At 39.4% G+C, this 19,815-nt stretch carries 19 protein-coding genes, 3 tRNA genes and 1 pseudogene; 22 read left to right on the forward strand and 1 reads right to left on the reverse strand.

The window, feature by feature from the left end; translation table 11 throughout:
- Window positions 1–481 precede the first annotated feature (481 nt).
- From H538_RS0116180 to H538_RS24100, 13 genes are all read left to right on the forward strand, one after another.
- Window positions 482–557: transfer RNA gene (locus H538_RS0116180), tRNA-Lys, on the forward strand.
- Window positions 558–563: 6 nt separating this feature from the next.
- Window positions 564–639 (forward strand) — tRNA-Asp (locus H538_RS0116185).
- Between the two features lie 44 nt (window positions 640–683).
- Window positions 684–759: transfer RNA gene (locus H538_RS0116190), tRNA-Phe, on the forward strand.
- Window positions 760–981: 222 nt separating this feature from the next.
- Window positions 982–1,686 carry a response regulator YycF gene (gene yycF / locus H538_RS0116195; RefSeq protein ID WP_026678503.1) on the forward strand — a complete coding sequence of 235 codons (705 nt, stop codon included), beginning with the start codon at window positions 982–984 and terminating at the stop codon, window positions 1,684–1,686.
- 4 nt (window positions 1,687–1,690) lie between these two features.
- Window positions 1,691–3,514, forward strand: coding sequence for a cell wall metabolism sensor histidine kinase WalK (walK, locus tag H538_RS0116200; protein WP_026678504.1), 1,824 nt, complete (start codon window positions 1,691–1,693; stop codon window positions 3,512–3,514).
- 4 nt (window positions 3,515–3,518) lie between these two features.
- Window positions 3,519–4,874, forward strand: coding sequence for a YycH family regulatory protein (locus tag H538_RS0116205; protein ID WP_026678505.1), 1,356 nt, complete (start codon window positions 3,519–3,521; stop codon window positions 4,872–4,874).
- An 18-nt stretch (window positions 4,875–4,892) separates the two neighbouring features.
- The gene (locus H538_RS0116210; RefSeq protein ID WP_026678506.1) at window positions 4,893–5,738 is read left to right on the forward strand and encodes a two-component system regulatory protein YycI; all 846 of its coding nucleotides are present in this window, start codon (window positions 4,893–4,895) and stop codon (window positions 5,736–5,738) included.
- Window positions 5,739–5,752: 14 nt separating this feature from the next.
- Entirely contained in the window at window positions 5,753–6,550 is a 798-nt protein-coding gene (locus H538_RS0116215; protein ID WP_026678507.1) for an MBL fold metallo-hydrolase, read from the forward strand.
- Window positions 6,551–6,742: 192 nt separating this feature from the next.
- Window positions 6,743–7,951 carry a S1C family serine protease gene (locus H538_RS0116220; RefSeq protein ID WP_026678508.1) on the forward strand — a complete coding sequence of 403 codons (1,209 nt, stop codon included), beginning with the start codon at window positions 6,743–6,745 and terminating at the stop codon, window positions 7,949–7,951.
- Window positions 7,952–8,074: 123 nt separating this feature from the next.
- Window positions 8,075–8,239: a CxxH/CxxC protein gene (locus H538_RS25665; protein WP_081412688.1), complete on the forward strand. Its 165-nt coding sequence runs from the start codon at window positions 8,075–8,077 to the stop codon at window positions 8,237–8,239.
- Between the two features lie 81 nt (window positions 8,240–8,320).
- On the forward strand, window positions 8,321–8,800 hold the full coding sequence (gene rlmH / locus H538_RS0116230) for a 23S rRNA (pseudouridine(1915)-N(3))-methyltransferase RlmH (protein WP_026678509.1): 480 nt from the start codon (window positions 8,321–8,323) through the stop codon (window positions 8,798–8,800).
- A gap of 724 nt (window positions 8,801–9,524) precedes the next feature.
- Window positions 9,525–10,838 (forward strand): GHKL domain-containing protein, encoded by a 1,314-nt coding sequence (locus H538_RS0116235; RefSeq protein ID WP_026678510.1) that lies wholly within the window; start codon window positions 9,525–9,527, stop codon window positions 10,836–10,838.
- Window positions 10,839–10,868: 30 nt separating this feature from the next.
- A complete protein-coding gene (locus tag H538_RS24100) occupies window positions 10,869–11,606 on the forward strand; it encodes a LytR/AlgR family response regulator transcription factor (RefSeq protein WP_051291520.1) in 738 nt (245 codons plus the stop codon).
- Window positions 11,607–11,783: 177 nt separating this feature from the next.
- On the opposite strand, the gene H538_RS0116245 is transcribed toward H538_RS24100, so the two are convergent.
- Window positions 11,784–12,032, reverse strand: a complete 249-nt coding sequence (locus H538_RS0116245) for a helix-turn-helix domain-containing protein (protein ID WP_026678511.1) — start codon at window positions 12,030–12,032, stop codon at window positions 11,784–11,786.
- A 195-nt stretch (window positions 12,033–12,227) separates the two neighbouring features.
- Between H538_RS0116245 and H538_RS24105 the strand changes: the two genes are divergently transcribed.
- The 9 genes and pseudogenes from H538_RS24105 to H538_RS0116295 form a co-directional block, all read left to right on the forward strand.
- On the forward strand, window positions 12,228–13,553 hold the full coding sequence (locus H538_RS24105; protein WP_035351187.1) for a glycine zipper family protein: 1,326 nt from the start codon (window positions 12,228–12,230) through the stop codon (window positions 13,551–13,553).
- 21 nt (window positions 13,554–13,574) lie between these two features.
- A complete protein-coding gene (locus H538_RS0116255) occupies window positions 13,575–14,183 on the forward strand; it encodes a hypothetical protein (RefSeq protein ID WP_026678512.1) in 609 nt (202 codons plus the stop codon).
- A gap of 26 nt (window positions 14,184–14,209) precedes the next feature.
- The gene (locus tag H538_RS0116260) at window positions 14,210–16,426 is read left to right on the forward strand and encodes an S-layer homology domain-containing protein (protein ID WP_026678513.1); all 2,217 of its coding nucleotides are present in this window, start codon (window positions 14,210–14,212) and stop codon (window positions 16,424–16,426) included.
- A 27-nt stretch (window positions 16,427–16,453) separates the two neighbouring features.
- Window positions 16,454–17,035, forward strand: coding sequence for a hypothetical protein (locus H538_RS0116265; RefSeq protein WP_026678514.1), 582 nt, complete (start codon window positions 16,454–16,456; stop codon window positions 17,033–17,035).
- 218 nt (window positions 17,036–17,253) lie between these two features.
- On the forward strand, window positions 17,254–17,538 hold the full coding sequence (locus tag H538_RS0116270) for a hypothetical protein (protein ID WP_026678515.1): 285 nt from the start codon (window positions 17,254–17,256) through the stop codon (window positions 17,536–17,538).
- Window positions 17,539–17,775: 237 nt separating this feature from the next.
- Window positions 17,776–18,099: an ArsR/SmtB family transcription factor gene (locus H538_RS0116275; protein ID WP_026678516.1), complete on the forward strand. Its 324-nt coding sequence runs from the start codon at window positions 17,776–17,778 to the stop codon at window positions 18,097–18,099.
- Between the two features lie 16 nt (window positions 18,100–18,115).
- A complete protein-coding gene (arsB, locus tag H538_RS0116280) occupies window positions 18,116–19,177 on the forward strand; it encodes an ACR3 family arsenite efflux transporter (RefSeq protein ID WP_026678517.1) in 1,062 nt (353 codons plus the stop codon).
- Window positions 19,178–19,325: 148 nt separating this feature from the next.
- Window positions 19,326–19,463 carry a response regulator gene (locus tag H538_RS26195; RefSeq protein WP_154657999.1) on the forward strand — a complete coding sequence of 46 codons (138 nt, stop codon included), beginning with the start codon at window positions 19,326–19,328 and terminating at the stop codon, window positions 19,461–19,463.
- 84 nt (window positions 19,464–19,547) lie between these two features.
- Window positions 19,548–19,815, forward strand: a pseudogene (locus H538_RS0116295) (IS21 family transposase); the annotation flags it as partial.

A 19,815-nucleotide genomic window follows, 5' to 3' on the forward strand; every position in this document is an offset into this window, starting at 1 on the left:
AGCACAATTTTTGTCCAATAGAGCTGCTCTCAAGGACACTTTTAATGCCCGGAGCACAATTTTTATCCAATAGAGCCGTTCTAGATGACGTTTTACTAGTGGGAGCACTAAATTATGTCCAACAAAATGTTGATAAAAGGCATTTTATAAAAACGTTAAAGGTGCCTTTATGAAGGGACATTGATTGAACAGAGGTTCTCCAGCTTCTATGAAAGAAATGAAGCAAGTTTAGGATAGGCGTAAACTCCAAAAAAAAATATAAAAATGACTTGTCAAAAATGCTAAGCAATGATATGATAACTCTTGTCGTGAAAAAATGACAAATTCAATTATTACATAATTGATTTGAGCCATTAGCTCAGTCACGAGCAAATCATCACGAAAAAGCTTCGAGTTGTCTCGACACAGCTTGCAGCGAAGCAATACTAGTAGAGGAAGAGACAGGGTAACCGAGTGAGCGTCTTCCTTGAATTACTTCTTTGAGCCATTAGCTCAGTCGGTAGAGCATCTGACTTTTAATCAGAGGGTCGAAGGTTCGAGTCCTTCATGGCTCACCATTCAATGGATCCGTGGTGTAGTGGTTAACATGCCTGCCTGTCACGCAGGAGATCGCCGGTTCGATCCCGGTCGGGTCCGCCATTTACTATATTTAAACTTAAACTTGAACACTTGAAATTAATATTGGCTCGATAGCTCAGTCGGTAGAGCAGAGGACTGAAAATCCTCGTGTCGGCGGTTCGATTCCGTCTCGAGCCACCATTTTACTTTTCAATACCTTCATAGTTACATTTGGCAGAGCATGCTGGATCTATCCAGTATGCTCTTTTGTATAATCTAAATCTTTGTCGAAATTGAGAGTTTTATCCATTAGGGAGAAAGGTGTTTTGTATGATAAAATAGAATTGTATTAAAATGCAATTTTATAACAATCAGACAGATAGATAAAAATAAATGTAGAGTTTCCAAAAGGGGGAAGCTTTTGTGGAAAAAAAGATATTGGTTGTCGATGATGAAAAACCGATTGCAGATATTATACAGTTCAATCTTGAAAAAGAAGGGTTCAATGTCATTTGTGCTCATGACGGGGTCGATGCCCTTGAAAAGGTCGAGAACGAGAAGCCGGATATGATCTTGCTTGATATTATGCTTCCGTTAAAAGACGGAATGGAAGTGTGCCGGGAAGTTCGCAAAAAATATGACATGCCGATCATCATGTTGACGGCAAAAGACTCTGAGATTGATAAAGTGCTCGGGCTTGAACTCGGAGCGGACGATTATGTGACGAAACCATTCAGCACGCGCGAACTGATCGCCCGGGTCAAAGCCAACTTAAGAAGACAGCAACAGGAAGTGGAACGCGAGGACGATGACAGCAACGAAATTTCAATCGGATCTCTCACCATCCACCCGGATGCCTACCTTGTTACAAAGAGGGGCGAAACGATTGAATTGACGCATCGAGAATTTGAGCTGCTTTACTATCTTGCTAAACATATCGGGCAAGTGATGACACGGGAGCACTTGCTCCAAACCGTATGGGGCTATGATTATTTCGGCGATGTGCGCACCGTTGACGTCACTGTCCGCCGTCTCCGTGAAAAAGTCGAAGACAACCCAAGCCATCCGCTATGGATCATTACAAGACGCGGCGTCGGGTATTATTTGCGAAATCCTGATCAGGAGTAGATAAATGAATAAAGTTGGATTTTTTAGATCAATACATGTCAAATTTGTATTGATCTATGTTTTGCTTATTTTAATAGCGATGCAAGTCATTAGCGTATACTTCACCCAAAGGCTCGAGCGGGATCTATATACGAATTTCAGAAATTCAACGAATTCCCGTTTAGAGCAATTGGAGTTTTTTATTGAGCAAAAAATGACAGAAGATCAAAAGGATAAAGAGGAAAGCAAAGAAACTCCGACAACGCTTGAAAAAGACATTAACCAGCTCTTAGAAGAGTTTAAAAGCGGCGTCAACAACATCCAGGTCTTGAATAAAGATGGGATCGTGATCGGAAGCAATAAAGAAAGCCTGATCGGGCAATACAGCACGAACAGTAAAATCAAGCTTGCCCTTCAAGGCACGGAAGACCCGGACGAAATGTATGATCCAAAGAACAATGAGCGGGTGTATGTAACGGCAAAACCGATCAAAATCGGCAAGGATGGTAAAACGATCGGAGCCATTTACATCGAAATGCCGATTGAAGATATTTATAAACAAATTCGAAACATCAATCAAATTTTGACGACGGGAACGGTTATCGCCTTAGTCATCACCGCCCTTCTCGGCATATTCCTTGCAAGGACAATTACCCGGCCGATGGCGGATATGCGTAAGCAGGCGCTAGTGATGGCCCGGGGCGACTTTTCGCGAAAGGTGCAAGTATATGGCGACGATGAAATTGGCCAGCTTGCGATGACATTTAATGATCTCACCACCCGCCTTCAAGATGCGACCGCCATTACCGAAGGCGAACGAAGAAAGCTAAAGTCCGTTTTAACGTATATGACCGACGGTGTTATTGCGACCGACCAGGACGGACACGTCATTCTCATGAACAACCGGGCGGAAGAAATGCTGAACGTCTCACGCCAGCATGCCCTCGGTACATCATTGGTTGATTTGCTCCGAATTAATGATCAGTACACTTGGGAAGAACTGTTTAATGAATATGAAACGATGCTGCTCGATTTAAGCACGGAAGATATGCATTATGTGCTTCGGGCTAATTTCTCGATCGTCCAGAAAGAAGGCGGACCAGCCAATGGCTTAATTACAGTGCTTCATGATGTGACCGAACAGGAACAAATTGAAAATGAACGGCGGGAATTTGTCTTTAACGTCTCGCACGAACTGAGAACACCGCTGACAACAATGAAAAGCTATCTTGAGGCGCTTGCAGATGGAGCGTGGCGGGATGAAACGATCGCACCGCGCTTTTTAGAAGTGACTCAAAATGAAACCGAGCGGATGATCAGGCTTGTCACTGATCTCTTGCAGCTGTCAAAAATGGACAGCAAGGATTACCGTTTTGATTTTATCCAGGTTGAATTGGTTCAATTTCTTAGCGACATCATTGATCGGTTTGAAATGCTCCAGCACGAACATATTCAATTCGTCCGTAACTTGCCTGAACGTAAAATTATGGTTCAAATCGACCCTGATAAAATGACCCAGGTGCTCGATAATGTCATTTCCAATGCCATTAAATATTCACCAGAAGGCGGTACGATTACGTTTGACGTGTCGCTTAAAGGACGAAAAATTAAAGTCAGCATATCCGACCAGGGGGTAGGAATTCCGAAAAACAACGTGTCGAAAATATTTGACCGTTTCTACCGTGTCGACCGGGCCCGCTCAAGGGATCTTGGCGGCACAGGATTAGGCCTTGCGATCGCCAGGGAAATTGTGCAAGTGCATGGCGGCGAAATTTGGGCTGAAAGCGAGTGGGGACAAGGAACAACCATTCATTTTACCCTGCCTTTGAAAAAAGTGAAGGAGGGTTAGAACGATGCCAGGCTTGAATTTTTTTCATTCATTCAAAAACATTGTAAAAAAAATCTATAAAAACAGGGAAAACATTAAATCCGTTCTCCTTACTGTGTTGATTTTACTCAGTTTGATTTTGACATGGACACTCTGGACGTATAAGCCGAATTATGGAGTTCTTGAAAATCCACGGACATTAAAACAACTCGAAGTGCCAGATGTGAAAACCGTTACTGACGTCATTCAGCCGAGCCAAATTTTAAAACATACCGGAGACAAAATTTCAGGTGTGGTCGGCAACGAGAAATTTGAACGAAAAGCGGTCAGCCAATTAAAAAACACACGGTTTTATGATCCGCAAATTAAGACGTTTGACCCGGATGATACTAGAGATTTTAAAAACGGCGAATACATCGAGATGGTATTCCCGGCAAATATGCCACCTGATGTGTACAGCCAAATTTTTAATTTATCCGGAAATGGCAATTATTCGTTGGATGATGTGGACAGAGTTTATTTTTATACGACCAAAACGAATGAAATCAGGGCATGGCTCGTCTCTTATCCGAAAAAACAAAAGATTGTTGCCCGAACGAGTTTTGCCTATGAAGATTTTAAAAAGGCAATGAATGAGGCACATCTTGTACCCTTTACAAAGTTCGATGATGCCAGGCTGAATAATAAAAATGAAGAAGTAATTAACCGGCGCTTTTATTTTCCCACCGAACATGTTACGTTCGCTTCGTATAGCTTTTATACACCGCCGGTTAAAGATGAAACGATCGAAAGGTATAAAAAAGCGCTGTTTAAAGATCAAATGTCAATTAAAAGCTCTAGCCGGAATTCACGTGAATATTACACCGATGATAAATCCGAGATGGACATTTTCAACAATCGCTTAACCTATACGAATTTTGCTTTAGATACAGGCGAAGGCGATGTAAACGTAATGGATCATAAAAGCGTCCTGTTTGACAGCGTCAATTTCGTCAATACCCATGCGGGATGGGGCGGTTCTTATTTTCTTTCGAGCTTATCGGACAATGAAGCGACTTTCCATTTGGAGATGAAAGGTCTTCCTGTTCTCAGCCCGGAAATGGAATTGCGCCTGTCGCGGGAAAATAATGAAATTAATAAATACAGCCGGTCGTTGCTGAAGATGACGGAACTTGTGAATAAAAGTAAAAAAGGCCAATCGATCGAGTCAGCAAAAGAAGTTATTTCCCGGCTAAAAAACGAATACGATTTAACGCTCGTAGAAGATGTAAGGATTGGATATGAAATGAGCCAGGTAAATGGACAAGTTTGCACGCTTGAGCCAAAATGGTTTATACGCGAGGGCGATGAGTGGCAACCTTTGTTTGTGAAAGATGAGTAGCCGGGAGGAGATGTATAAGTGGATTGGAAACGAACGAAAACGATTTTTATCCTTACCTTTCTTGTCCTCAACCTCTTTCTTGGCTATCAGCTTTATATGAAAGTGAACAAAAATAAGCTTCAAAACCTTGTAGAACAACCGCTAGAAAAGAAATTGGCGGACAAGCATATTTCGTACAAAGGGACAATTCCTGCATACGATCAAAAAGAGACATTGATCAGCGGCCAGCGCTATACGTTCACAACGGATGAAGTGAAGGAACTCAAGGCGAAAGATATTCTTGTAGACGATACGGATGAAGGCAATACGCTCGTCTTTGAATTAAAGAAGCCACTGGGGCTTGCGAAAAGCAATGAGAAGAAAATAGATGAACTGGAGAGCTTTATAAAAGATCATAGTTCAAGAGGCGACGAATACGAGTTTTTTAAATTTGATAAAGAAGACAATGTCGTATGGTTCTCACAAATGTACCAGGACAAGCAAATTTTTGTCGATACAAATCCTATGGTTGGAACAAACGCTGTGGCGGAAAAGAACACGGCTGAGCAACCAAGTGGTACAATAAAATGCGAGCTTGATGAGAAAGGAAATCTCATTCGCTTTACCCAGACGTACATTAGTGTGATGAGACAGGGCGCGCCCCAGGAAATCATTTCACCGAAAAAGGCACTCGGCCGGCTCCTTAATACGAATCATTTAGTAAAAGGAGACTCCATTCAGCATATCGTCCTCGGGTATTATAGCCTTGCCAACGTGGAAGATGTGCAGGTATATGCCCCGACATGGTCGATTGAAACGGAAGATGCCCATTATTTAGTGAATGCGATTGATAGCTCGGTACAGAAGTTAGAGGGAAAACAATAGAGAGGGATGTAATCATGGCTTTGCAGTTTAGCGTGCTTGCGAGCGGAAGCACGGGGAACGCGATTTATGTAGAATCGGAAAATACCCGCCTGTTAGTCGATGTCGGTCTAAGTGCGAAACAAATGAATCTATTATTCGAAAAGGCGGGCTGCGGCGGGTTGGATCAGCTTGACGGGATCTTAATCACCCATGAGCATAGCGACCATATTAAAGGTCTCGGCGTCGTTGCCCGCAAATATAAACTCCCGATTTATGCAAACGCCAAAACGTGGAAAGCAATGGACGGGTTAATTGGTGAAGTGGCATCAGAACAAAAATTCGAATTCGAAATGGATTCGGTAAAAACATTCGGGGACATCGATGTCGAGTCATTCGGTGTTTCTCACGATGCGGCTGAGCCAATGTTTTATATTTTTCACCACGAAGGAAAAAAGCTGACGTTAATGACAGACACGGGTTATGTCAGCGACCGGATGAAAGGCTCCATTAAGGGGAGTGACGCGTTTGTGATTGAAGCCAATCACGATATCAACATGTTGATGATGGGACGGTATCCGTGGAACATTAAACGCCGGATTTTGAGCGATCATGGCCATATATCGAATGAAGATTGCGGACATGCACTTTGCGACGTGATCGGCGACCGAACGAAACGGATCTATTTAGCCCATCTGAGCAAAGACAACAACATGAAGGATATTGCCCACCTTTCCGTAAAACAAACGCTGGAGAGCAAAGGGTTCGTAATTGGTGAAGAGCTTCAGTTATATCATACCGATGCAAGCGTACCGACAGAGCTTGTAAAACTTTAATACTTAACGTTAAAAAGCCTTGGAGAATAAGCCCTTCTCTTCGGCTTTTTAGTTTAATCTCCCCCAATTAGGGAATAACAATAGATGTGGAAATATGTAAAAAAACACCCATATTTTAAGCGTTGGAAATTATTTTTATTATAATGGTGACACAAGGATAAATCGCATATTTTTCAGAAAGGGGTACAATATATGGGCTATTATGATGGATATGAACCAGGCCCTGATGACCAACGGGGCAGAGGAAGAAGGAAAAGCGTGTTTTTCCCGGCATTGGCCGGTGCCATTGTCGGTGCTTTAATTATGTTAATCTGCTTGCCGATCCTGAGCAATGCCGGGCTTTTGCCGGATTATTTCAACAACCAGGAAACGGATCAGGCGGCGGTTGATAAAGGGCCGACAAAATCCGTTAATGTTAATGTCACAAGCAATGTGACCGATGCAGTCGCAAAAGCGCAGGATGCTGTAGTCGAAGTAACAAACATCCAGAAAGGCAACTTCTGGGATCAAGAAAATAAACAAGTTGGCATCGGTTCAGGCGTCATTTATAAAAAAGCGGGCGGCAAAGCTTACATCGTCACGAACAATCACGTGGTCGAAGATGCAAATCAGCTTGAGGTCACGTTAAGCAATAAAAAGAAAGTGCCTGCAAAACTTCTTGGCGCGGATGTTTGGACAGACCTGGCCGTTATTGAAATTAACGGGAAATATGTAGACAAGGTTGCCCAATTCGGCAGCTCGAAAAACTTGAAGCCAGGCGAGCCGGCCATTGCGATCGGCAACCCGCTTGGACGATTTACCGGTTCCGTAACTGAGGGCGTCGTCTCAAGCGTAGACCGGACGATTCCTGTTGATATTAATGATGACAACCAGCCGGACTGGCAAGCGGAAGTCATTCAAACCGATGCTTCCATTAACCCGGGCAACAGCGGCGGTGCGCTATTAAATATCGCTGGACAAGTGATCGGCATTAACTCAAGCAAATGGACTGGTGAAGCGGTTGAAGGAATTGGCTTTGCGATTCCATCCGATTTAGCCCGCCCAATCATTGCGGATCTCGAGCAATTCGGTGAAGTGAAACGTCCATTCCTTGGCGTAACATCTGTGGACCTTTCGCAAATCAGCGACTACCATCGCCACCAAACATTGAAGCTTTCCGATAAAGTAACGGACGGCGTTGTCGTGACAAGCGTGGAAGGGCCGGCGAAAGAAGCAGGATTGAAGGAACTTGACGTCATTACCGAGCTGAATGGCGAGAAAATCAAATCGCAAATTGAACTTCGCCAATTCTTATACAACAAAGCACATATCGGTGATAAGATTAAAGTGACCTACTATCGTGCCGGACATAAAGAAACAACAACCGTAAAACTTGGAAAACAGCAACCACAATTATCATAGGAAAACAGGAGGGGGAACCTTCCTGTTTTTTTGATCTTATAAAGTCATAGCTCGGCAACGATTGAAATTTAGAATATAATAAAACGTAGAATAGAAATTGTGGATAAGTGAGGGAATTGAATTTTGATTAAATTTTGTTGTCATACACATGTGGATATTGCAATGGAAGAAATTATTGATGAATGTGAAGTCGCTCCAGTTGTAGAGTTATTAACAGAAAACGATAAGTTATCAACAAGCTGTTCATATTGCGAAGAAACACCCATATATAAAGTATCGAACGAATGATCCGCCACAAAATGTGGACAGTGTCTGTGTATATGTGGATAAGTATTGTGAATAAGTTGTTTGTAAAGGAGCCATCCACCTGTGAATATCTTAATTGTCTCGGTTGGAAAATTGAAAGAAAAGTATTTAAAGATGGGAATTGACGAATATTTAAAGCGGCTCGGGCCGTATGCGAAAGTGGAAGTCATTGAAGTAGCCGACGAAAAGGCGCCGGAAAACTTAAGCGAACAAGAAATGGAGCAAGTGAAGCAAGCGGAAGGTGATCGGATCCTGGCGAAGATCCCGCAAGACGCGCACGTCATCGCCATGGCGATCGAAGGGAAAATGAAATCATCCGAAGAGCTCGCCCGCGGCCTCGACCAGCTCGCCACCTACGGCAAAAGCAAGGTTGCGTTTGTGATTGGGGGTTCTCTCGGGTTAAGCAGCCAGGTTATGAAACGAGCGAATGAGAAATTGTCATTCGGAAAAATTACATATCCCCATCAGTTGATGAAACTCGTGTTAGTTGAGCAGATTTACAGGGCGTTTCGGATTATGAGGGGGGAACCGTATCACAAATAGTGGTAAACCCGAAAATAGAGATTGAAGTAGACAGGATATTCCTAAGCAGATTATTGGCTAGTTGAAAAACAACTCAAAAATGAATAACAACGTATGGTCAAATAGTAAAGGTAGCGTATCTAACTCAAATATGCTCCAGATACCCTTTAAGGCTTTCTGGGGCGTTTTTTGTTAAGAGGGATTTTTCTTCGGGTGTTGGTGAAGGGAAAAACATTATCCAATGACAAACCGAAATGCGATATAAGATTTCGGTATAAGTAGTCCGTATTCTGGGGGAATAACTGATTTGATATTGGGTTTGGATATAGAATTTTACAACCATTAATATGAACGGAATTGGAGTGACCCACTGAAATATCACATTGACGACCCTGTAAGGTATTTATAGGATAACAGAATATCAATTAATGCTCGGTTATAAGAGAAAGATTAGTGTAATGCCTTAATAGGAACCCATTGTATTTTTCTTCCCTATGCCTTTTTGGGTTGGGGGAATGGTTTTGCCTTATTCAAAAAGAAAAAAGCGCCACGGTAGCGCCTAGCTCGCCAGAAAGCGTTTATTATTCGAGTATTGCAAAAGAAAGTTTTAGATTCTTTCCATTTTGAATCGGACATAGGTATTTTTACTGTTCTATTCCCCTCATTGTTCAGACATTTGATGAAAAACGTCGAAATTTCAGTTAAACTTCAAATAAGGATTACTGAATAAAGAGGGCTTTTATCAATGGAGAGGTTGAAAAACAGAAGGATTCTGCTCATTTATATTGTAGCCTTTCTAATATTGATATCATTGTCAAGTGCCAATGTAATCTTCTCATACTACAGTACAGCAAGATCTGTTCACGTTTCGGTGGCTAATCAGAGTATTGAAATGGCAAAATCTATAGCCGATTCAATTGACAAAGAAAGCTACAAGCGTTTTCTGGCTAATCCGACAAAAAACGAAGATTATTGGAAAACAAGAACACTTTTAGATGATGCAAGAGAAAAAATTGGCGCCTTACACGTTTATACACTTGCTATCGATAATCCCAAAGTTGCAAAAGGAATGATAGCATCTGTACCTAAAGATTCTCCCGAATTCCCTATTGGAGACCCTTGTACTGTACCCGAGAGTGAAGTTCAACTGGCTCATCAGGGAAAAACATATTTTACAGGAATTCTTAAAGACCCAGTGTATGGTAACTATCTATCTGTAGGCGCTCCAATAAGAGATATTAATGGCGGACAAGTCATTGGATATGTGGGTATTGATATAAGCGCTAAAATGTTGGACGACATTGGCAATGAAGTAATCAAAAACAGTATTTCAACATTTGCCTTTAATGTTGTATTTGTTGTTATCGTGCTGATTGCCGTATTATTTGTTCAAAAATGGTATCAAAAAGAGATTAAAAAAGCTATTGGTGAGACTGAGAAGACTTATTTGGAAGAATTACGTTCCCTTATCAGCTCTTTAAAATCAACACGTCACGATTTTGTGAATCACATACACGTACTACATGGTTTAATTGAGTTTAAATACTATGATAAAGCGTTAGAATACTTAAACTCGCTTTTAAAAGAGGCTAAGCTTGTTCATTTATCGCTTAAGTTAACCAATCCTGCTCTGTTGATTTTGTTCCACACCAAATGGGAAGTTGCTCAATCTAAACAGATCGATATGCAATTTGATGTAAGCCAAGACCCGTTTGACCGTATTCAGTCTATTGATTTGATTAAGCTTTTTTCTAATCTCATAGATAATGCGATAGAAGCAACAATGGAATTGCCAACTGATGAAAGAAGAATTAAGGTTGTATGCAAAAAAATATTTAATAGTTATCATTTTGAAGTAGAAAATTCAGGGATACCTCTTTCTCCGAGGGAGAAAGATAAGATTTTTCTCAGTGGCTACACAACCAAGATAGCCGAAAACGGTAAGCCAAGAGGATTTGGATTAAGCATAGTACAGAAAATTGTCTGCAGATATTCTGGTGAAATTCAAGTTAAGTCAAACAACCAATCAACAGTATTTCGAATCATGATTCCATTTTAAAACGAAATATTATGCATTAGGTGAACAAAGATGAATAATCTCGAGGTATATTTGCTCATAGTTGAAGACGACCCAATTCAACAGGAACTATTGCTAGATTATTTAAAGCCGTATCCATTTATCCATATTCTCGATGTGATTAAAACTGGCGATGAATTTATTGAAAAGGCGACTCTTTATTCAAACCTTTCTGCAGTGCTTCTCGATGTTCATCTTGGGGAAGGTAAGGGTGGATTGGAGGCATATTCAATACTTCAATTTAGGGGAAAGAAAGTTCCTGCCATATTAGTTACAGGCAAAGCAATGGAAGCCAGCTATACATATGATTTGGGGATTGTTGATATTGTTGAAAAGCCTTTTACCCAATATCGGTTTAAACAGTCTATCAAAAAGTTATGTGACTATCTTAGTTATCAAACCTTTGTTCAAAATGGCGGTTTTTATGTGCCTGTTTATAACGACAACATTGAACAATTAGCGCCGTGTGATATTTTGTTCATTGAATCGTTAAATCGGATAATTCAAGTACATACCATTAATAGGGTTATTGAGACAAAAATACCGTTGAAAGCATATGAGAAATATTTGCAAAATCATCATTTTTATTTAACTCATCGTTCTTTTTTAGTGAATCTAAGAAAAGTCCAAAAAATACAGGATAACATCATTTACTTCCTGAACGAAGAAAGAACAGCTCTCATTTCCGAGGAGAAAGCACAAGAAATCATGTACTATTGGAAGAACTTGCTGAAAATGAATAGTGAGTAGTGTAAGAAACAGGTGAAATTCCGCCTGTTTCTTTATTTTTGAGTGATTTAAACTAAATCGTCAACGCAAATTGGTTCGGACAAAACGGGTTTTGTAATCACCAAGTCCTCTCTGTCGGTGGCTATTTAGGTTGTAAGATAAAAACAGCGCCCAATGATAATCTTTAAGGGCGAATTGTTAGGTATCTTCTTCAGTTTTATCTAATACAAGTTCTTGCTCAATAAGTTTCATAAAGTCTGAAGGTTTGATATTTAAAGGTTTACTTAAAGAAATAAGCGTGGATATCGTAGGCTGATGAATGCCGCGTTCTAACATCGATATGTAGGTGCGGTCTAAGTTACTCTGAAAGGCAAGTTCTTCCTGAGATAAGCCTCTTTTTATTCGTAACGATTTTAGAATTTTACCGATAATGGCTTCAATAGACAAGAGTGTATACTCCTTTTTAAAACCATTATCAATTTGGTGACTAATTTCAAACCACGTAGTATACTCTACAAATTGGTTCAAAATAACAAATCCGTGTGTTAGAATTTTTATGTCAATTTGTGTCGATGAGGAGATTATATTCTCCCTAATATAACTGCTATTCACACGCCTAAAGGATTGGAGAGTTATTATGCGATGAGAAAAGTGTTTTGTATGTTAGCTATTTTGGTAAATCTGTGTGCGTTTATGATGCCGACCGTGTTTGCTGATTCAAAAGAAGATCTTCAAACTGTCTTCAACCTTATGGAGCAAATCGAACGAAAAGAAGACAGTTACACACAGTTTATTGACCATGTCGATTGGACGATTGACTATGTCAAGGATATTCCCGAACAATCCATTAATCCTGATGTCTGGAGCGAATATTTGGAAATCGGGGATATGCAAGGGAGTAAAGAAAAAGTTGCCGCGCTGGCGAGAATGGGGATATGGGTTGAACAAGTAGAGTCTGCTTCAAGTAAATTGAAACTATTTGAAGTTGAGGTCATTGGTATATCCGAAAGTGAAAAGGCATCACTTATTAACCAATATGAGCGGTTTAAAGGAAGAATTCCTGACTATATCAAGTCTCTGGATCTAGCCATTCAGTATTGCGACTGGGCGATCTCCCTTGATGAGTCAGACTTAAAGAAAGCTCACTATGTTTCGGGTCATACGCATGATTGGTATAAACGTCCTATCTATGAAGAAGTAAGGCAAAGAGCGCAGTTTGCCAAGGACAACCTTTTACAAATTGAAGAAGGTTATCCAACAACCAGTGGAACAACGATTGTAAACACTCAACCGATGGAAAAGAAAGAAAGCGATTCAGGAAGTGGCTTGCCTTTCGTGATCCCTCTGTTCGGGTTTTTCGGTGGATTAGCACTCTCGGGTTATTTAAATGCTCGTAAAGATAAAACTCTTCTATACCATATTTTGAAGGGTATCACGACACAAAACAGACGTATCAAGAAACTTGCTGTTGAAGGGGTAAAACAGTACAAAGCAACCGCTGAAGCAGAGATAGAGAAACGGAAGTTGATAAAGAAGAACTTGAAATTCTTAGTAGGGGCTTCGAGGGTAATCAAAGGGGCAAAACTGGCATTAAACGCTTATAAAATGTATCAACACATCAAGAAAGAGAAGACTTCAAAAGAAGACTGGAGAGAATTTGGAGAAAATATTACCAAAACCATAGTCAATTCGGTTTGTGTTGCCATTGGCACTTATTTGGGAGGAGAACTGGGAATTGCGATTGGCGGGCTAATTGGTTTACCTACTGGACCAGGAGCCGCGGCTACTGCAGTAGCGCTTGGAACAGCTGGTTCTGTGGCTGGCGGTGCAATAGGCGACTATGTAGGGGATTATATCGGCGATAAAGTAGCACGCTTTGGCGGAGATTTATTTGAAGGGTTGTATAACTATTCCCAAAAAGCAGAAGGGTTCACTTCTTCAATCTTAAAAAAATTTATTTTCAAATAAAGACGGCTGGAGGTTCTGACGGTGAATGCAAAGATAATGATCTCAGGAATACTCGCTTTTTTATTGATATTGAGTGGATGCGGAAAAGAATCTGTCCATCAAGTATCCAACAAACCAGATAATACTTCCAGAACCGAACAATTAGTTTCAAACGAAAAAACAAATTCAATTAATAAGGAACCTGGATCCACTCTTATCGAAGATCAACAAAAGACTATAGATGAAATCAGTAAAGATAACAAAATGACTAAGGAAGAAATGCTGAAAATTGCTCACGAAGTCGTAGTAGAAAATTATAAGAAGTATTACATGCTAAAATCAGAAGAAGAAGTAACCAACTGGGTAAATAGTTCTTTCTTAGATCCATCTATGTTTATGGATTCTATTAAAAAGGAATTTAACAATAATAAAGGTAAAATTAAATCTGCTGAAGTGATTAGCGAGAATGAAAGAGTTTCAGTATATGGTGAAAATGGTTTTACTTTTAATACTCGTATGACTTTTGTTGAACATTTAACAAGTGGAGAAACAAATAAACAAATTTTGGAAGAGCAATTTGTTATCCGTAAAGATGGCAAAGACGGTAAATTTAAAATTTCTGCTGCTAATGGCGTAGAAGTTCCGCAATAAATATGACAGATTGGAGGGTTATCAATATGAATACAAAAAGAGTGATCTTAGGAATACTCGCTATTTTATTGGCTATATCAGCAAACATATCAAATCTCGTTTATGCTAAGTCGGAAACAGATTTAGCCGATGTGACAATTGAACATTATCTCGCCACTATTTCCAAAGAGCTACTGAAAAATTTCGATAATATCAAGCTGGAAGATGGCGTTCCATTTGAAGAAACTTTTAGTGTAACCCCAAAAACTTGGAAAACATATTATTCGGATTCAATAAGCTATTCTGCAAAAATAGGTGGGACAACCATAGAAACAAAATCTGTCACATCTTACAGAACAGGACTGCAAAGACACGAACTTGGAATTCAATATGGTGATAACAAGCAAATTGGAACAGGTGTTCGTTTCATTGTTGATAACAAATTCTTAGTTATCCGTACACAAATTTTGGATATTAACCTGTCTAATTACACGAATAACGCATATGCCCAGCGTGTTGACATCGTTGACCTTAATCAAAAGAAAGGGCTAATGGTAACAGTAAAGCAATACGGGGTTGAAGATCATACGAATGATGACGTTCCATATGAAATCATACGGCAAATTTATACTTTTACTGGCGAATTGAAAGAAAATGACTTTGCTACATTATATTTTTTGAATAAAAAAGGGTTGACTTCTACGACAAGGCTTTCGGTTAAACGGGAAGACCTGGAAGGGACATATGGTACGATTATTGCAAATATCAACCCCCAACCCAACACGTATGATATTGCGCTTACCGATGCTCCAATTTACATTTATGAAGCATTCGCACAAATGGCACAACCACGTTGGGACTTCCATAGCAAGGATGCATTCTTTAAACATCGTCTATCAGGACAATATGAAAAGGATAAAATCACTTACCAACAAATCGCTGATTTACAGAAACCATTTGCAAAGTCGAATCATAAAAATCCAACTACAATTGTACAAACATCGGATGGAGAAAAAGCCAAGAATACAAATAATGGTTTTAGTGATATAAGTGGGCATTGGGCAGAGGCACTAATAAATGAAGCGGTAACCCGAGGAATTACGAAAGGCATAGCCCCTGGTAAGTTTGACCCAAACGGAGAGTTAACATATGAACAATTTATGGCGATGCTGGCAAGGGTATTAACGGAAAAAGACTTTATTCAAGACAGGACATCTGGATGTAATATGTTGCTTGTAAATGCCGATAAAGCATATGAAGCTACAAAGGGAGATTTCAAAGCTTTAAAGACTTACAGAGAAAATTATGCGAATAATAATCCTGATTTAGCAAAGAGAATTGTGATGTCGAGTGATTATTTAAACAAATATGGATTTACAGTTAAAGGAAGTTGTGGCTTGCAAGGATGGCATTATTATGATCTTAATGAGACCAAATCACCGTATTCACCTGGGTCATCTTTGCTAAAAAATGTTGGTGGCTGGGCAATAGAAGGAATTCATGAAGTTCCTTATGTTGCTGGATTCGTTAACTACTATAATTTGACTAAAAACAATGGTCAAACAATGAAAGACTATAGTGCATATATGGCACATAATGGAATTGATAAATATTACTCTTATTATGTTTTTAATGATTATTATTACAAACGTATAAAAAATGTATATAATTCTTTAAATTATCGCTATTTTGCAGAAGGTAAAGCTAATCAGCCGCTAAAACGTGAAGATATGGCGCTTATTTTATACAGTTTTCTGGATTATGAACAACAAAGATTAATAGATCCTAAACAGTCTTATTATGATTTCGATGAAACTGATAACACTGAAGACCTTGTTAAAGATTACAAGTACCGCACATTTAAATCTAATTATAGTGATATTCCAGCTCAATTCCAAATTGGAACTATAATTCATAATTCACAGTATCTAAAAAATGCAAAAGCGTTAGGATACAACTATAACGAATATGGTCACAATGGAGATTTTTATTTCGACTATTTACCTGAGAAAATTACCGCAACAAGTGCGAAAGTAAATTCCCAAACTCGTTCTAATTTTACTGGAGATCCTGTTAATCCAATTCAACTAACTAGTCGAGGTATTATTTTAGCCGTCAGTGATGCGGGTCTTTTGACAGGTGCTGGTGATAAGTTCTATCCACGCAAAACTTTAACGAGAGCAGAGGGTGTCGCTGTAGTGCTTCGTTTAGAGAAATACCTCAAAGAGCGTTATGACTTTGTAGATGCGGATGAAATGAACTAGGCAAGAAACGAAAGAGGTAAGATTAAAATGAATAAAATTGTTCTAACCATAACTTTTATATGCCTATTATCCTTGGTTGGCTGTGGGAAGGAACCTACTAACCAGACTTCAAACGGGTCTGCAGTAGCACACTCAGAAAATCAAGCAGGGAAGAAAGAAGAAATTTCAGATTACTACCAAAAGGCAGTTCAGGATATTAGCAAGAATAACAAACTCACAAAAGAAGAGATGATTAAACTTGGACGGGGAGCATATGCACAAGGAATGAAGTTTTATGAAGTTAAGAATGAAGAAGAACTGCTAAAATTTCTTGCAGACACGTTTCTAGACCCTGTCCCTTTTGAAAAGTATTTTAAGGAGGATTTCGCTAAAATCAAAGGAAAGTTTGTTTCGGGTGATATCGCAGCGGAGAGCGAGAATGCTTATGCCTATGGTGATACGGGGCTTGTTTATCAAGCGATCATCACAGAAAAACGAAAGATGATTGACGGCAAAGAGGAAACGGAAAAATTCAATGTAACGCTTGAAGCTGATAAAGATCCGAAGGATGGAAAATACAAAATCAAAACCATCACAGCTATCTCTCTTGAGAAACCGCAAATAAAATAGATTAGATACTTTTTTAAATGCGTCCCAGAAGGCTTAGAAGGGCTTTCTGGGGCATTTTTTGAAAAGGGGTTTTTTTCGGATTGATGAAGGGAAACACAACGACTGATATGCCAAATTTGACAAGCTAAAAAAGCAATATATAATGTGATTGCGATTTTAATTGACTATAATATTCCATCACAAAAAGCTTACAAAAATGAAAAAGGAGATTTACTGAAATGATAATCAGAACCCTTAAAGATGCAAAACAGTTTATTGATGATTTCAAAAAATATGCTAGTGTTGACCCAAATGATAGAAAATACAAATTTACATTTAAAGACTTGAACATTTACGCTGGTGGAAAAACTGAATTAATACTTGGTACAGATAAGGAGTTTTACAACTATTCATATGGACAGAATTGGACAGATAAATCGGAAAGTCATATTGATGACCCTGTAAGGTATGTTTGGGAAAACAGAAAATCAATTAATGCAGAATTAAAACAGAATAGCCTATAGCGAACCGTAATCATTGTATTTCTCCTCCCAAGCCTTTTAGGAGTTGGGAGGGGTAAAACCCCTTATCTCGAAAAGAAAGAAGCACCACGGTGGCACTAAGCTTGTGAGAAAAGGTTTTGAATAAAATTAATGATCATTGCTAATGATACTCATTGTAAAGATTATGTAAAGGCATCCTTTCGTATTGAAATAACCATATCGTTATATTACTATTATGTTTGAGGGGAGGAATGCAGAGTGGATCTTCATCAGTTAGCAGACTGTTTAAAGGCTCTTGGAGACCCGACAAGGTTGAAAATAATTGCCTTATTAAATCTCCGTGATTTTTGCGTTTGCGAATTAATACCTATTTTCAACATCTCTCAGCCAGCTGTATCCAAACATTTGAATCGGCTTAAAACATCTGGCTTGGTGACTGAAAATCGAAGAGGACAATGGGTATTTTATTCCTTAAACCGCAAAAAGTTGGAGGAAATTGGCTATGGACTAAACCATTTGCCTGATTTCTCCACAGAAATTGAAGAACTGGATAAACAAGGTTTGTTGGTGAAATGTGATTAGGAAAGGAGCCAAAAACGTGAGTGAAAAAGTTGGAAAAAGGTTATCTTTTTTAGACCGCTATCTTACTTTATGGATTTTTGTTGCTATGGCTATTGGAATTGGGGCGAGTTTCTTTTTCCCCAACCTGGTAGGTGTCCTGAATCAATATCAGGTAGGTACAACTTCGATTCCCATTGCGATTGGTTTAATCCTTATGATGTACCCACCACTAGCAAAGGTGCGTTATGAAGAATTAGGTAGGGTGTTCAAAGACACGAAAGTATTGGGGCTTTCTCTTGTCCAAAACTGGATTATTGGTCCAGTCCTGATGTTTGTTTTAGCAATCGTCTTTTTGCAAGGTTATCCAGAGTATATGGTTGGACTTATAATGATAGGTTTGGCTCGTTGTATTGCGATGGTTATTGTGTGGAATGACCTTTGTAAGGGAGACACTGAATACGCAGCTGGTCTGGTTGCATTCAATTCTATCTTCCAAGTATTGTTTTATTCCGTTTACACCTATTTTTTCATCACTGTTATGCCAGGTTGGTTTGGGCTGCAGGGGATGGTTGTTGACATTACCATTGCAGAAGTTGCAAAAAGTGTTTTTGTTTACTTAGGTATTCCATTCCTTGCAGGAATGATTACTCGTTACACGTTAGTAAAATCCAAAGGTCGTCAGTGGTATGAAAAGGTGTTTATCCCTAAAATCAGCCCTATTACGTTAATCGCATTACTTTTCACGATTGTTGTGATGTTCTCTTTGAAAGGTGAAATGATTGTTGCATTACCTCTAGATGTGGTACGTATCGCAATTCCGTTGTTGATTTACTTTGTAGTGATGTTTTTGGTTTCCTTCTTGATGGGTAAAAAGGCAGGAGCGAATTATCCTGTAACGTCAACCCTTGCTTTTACAGCCGCAAGTAACAACTTTGAATTAGCTATTGCAGTTGCAGTCGGTGTTTTTGGAATACATTCGGGAGCCGCTTTTGCCGCTGTTATCGGTCCTCTTGTAGAAGTGCCTGTAATGATTGCATTAGTGAATGTTGCTCTATGGTTCCAGAAGAAATACTTTCAAAAACCATTGGCAAGGCAATAAACCTAAAGGTGAATCATTATGGATCCAGAACAATTACAACGGATTGTTAAATACCTAACGATTCCCATAACGGCTGTTCTTGGAGCATTAATCTATGCATTGCTAAGTGTATTTCTTAAATAAGGGGTCAATGATGGAGTGAGTCTACTTGAATAAAGAAAAAATAATGAACGCTCGCCACCAAAAAACAATTGGAGTAGTTGAAGATGAACCAAGTCACGCAATTCTTCTCAGATATAATCTTGAACGCATTGGTTATAATGTAGAGCATTTTGAGACTGTGTAGAATCCGGTGATAGAATACTCAATAGTTCCGGTTGAAAATTCCCCACGTTTACCGGACAATCCCTCTGGGAGGGAGTTGTTCAAAATTATAACGAATGGGGAATTTTTTATGATCAAAGAAATGAAACAAAAAGGAATGTACATTACAGACATTGCTAATGAATTAGGGTGTGACAGAAAAACCGTCAGAAAGTGGCTTAATAAAGATGAGCTACCGGTATATAAAAGAAAACAACGTCCGAGTAAACTGGATCCTTATAAGGATTATATTCGCCAGCGAATGGATGAAGGTTGCTTTAATGCGGTGGTAATACTTGATGAAATTCGCAAACAAGGCTACACAGGTGGTGATA

The sequence above is a fragment of the Fictibacillus gelatini DSM 15865 genome (assembly GCF_000430745.1).
Lineage (GTDB): Bacteria > Bacillota > Bacilli > Bacillales > Fictibacillaceae > Fictibacillus_A > Fictibacillus_A gelatini.

Excerpts from the sequence above, each read along its gene's own strand:
- walK (WP_026678504.1), top strand. The coding sequence starts at position 1,691 with ATGAATAAAGTTGGATTTTTTAGATCAATACATGTCAAATTTGTATTG.
- H538_RS0116205 (WP_026678505.1), top strand. The coding sequence starts at position 3,519 with ATGCCAGGCTTGAATTTTTTTCATTCATTCAAAAACATTGTAAAAAAA.
- H538_RS0116215 (WP_026678507.1), top strand. The coding sequence starts at position 5,753 with ATGGCTTTGCAGTTTAGCGTGCTTGCGAGCGGAAGCACGGGGAACGCG.
- H538_RS0116220 (WP_026678508.1), top strand. The coding sequence starts at position 6,743 with ATGGGCTATTATGATGGATATGAACCAGGCCCTGATGACCAACGGGGC.
- H538_RS0116235 (WP_026678510.1), top strand. The coding sequence starts at position 9,525 with ATGGAGAGGTTGAAAAACAGAAGGATTCTGCTCATTTATATTGTAGCC.
- H538_RS24100 (WP_051291520.1), top strand. The coding sequence starts at position 10,869 with ATGAATAATCTCGAGGTATATTTGCTCATAGTTGAAGACGACCCAATT.
- H538_RS24105 (WP_035351187.1), top strand. The coding sequence starts at position 12,228 with ATGAGAAAAGTGTTTTGTATGTTAGCTATTTTGGTAAATCTGTGTGCG.
- H538_RS0116260 (WP_026678513.1), top strand. The coding sequence starts at position 14,210 with ATGAATACAAAAAGAGTGATCTTAGGAATACTCGCTATTTTATTGGCT.
- H538_RS0116265 (WP_026678514.1), top strand. The coding sequence starts at position 16,454 with ATGAATAAAATTGTTCTAACCATAACTTTTATATGCCTATTATCCTTG.
- H538_RS0116270 (WP_026678515.1), top strand. The coding sequence starts at position 17,254 with ATGATAATCAGAACCCTTAAAGATGCAAAACAGTTTATTGATGATTTC.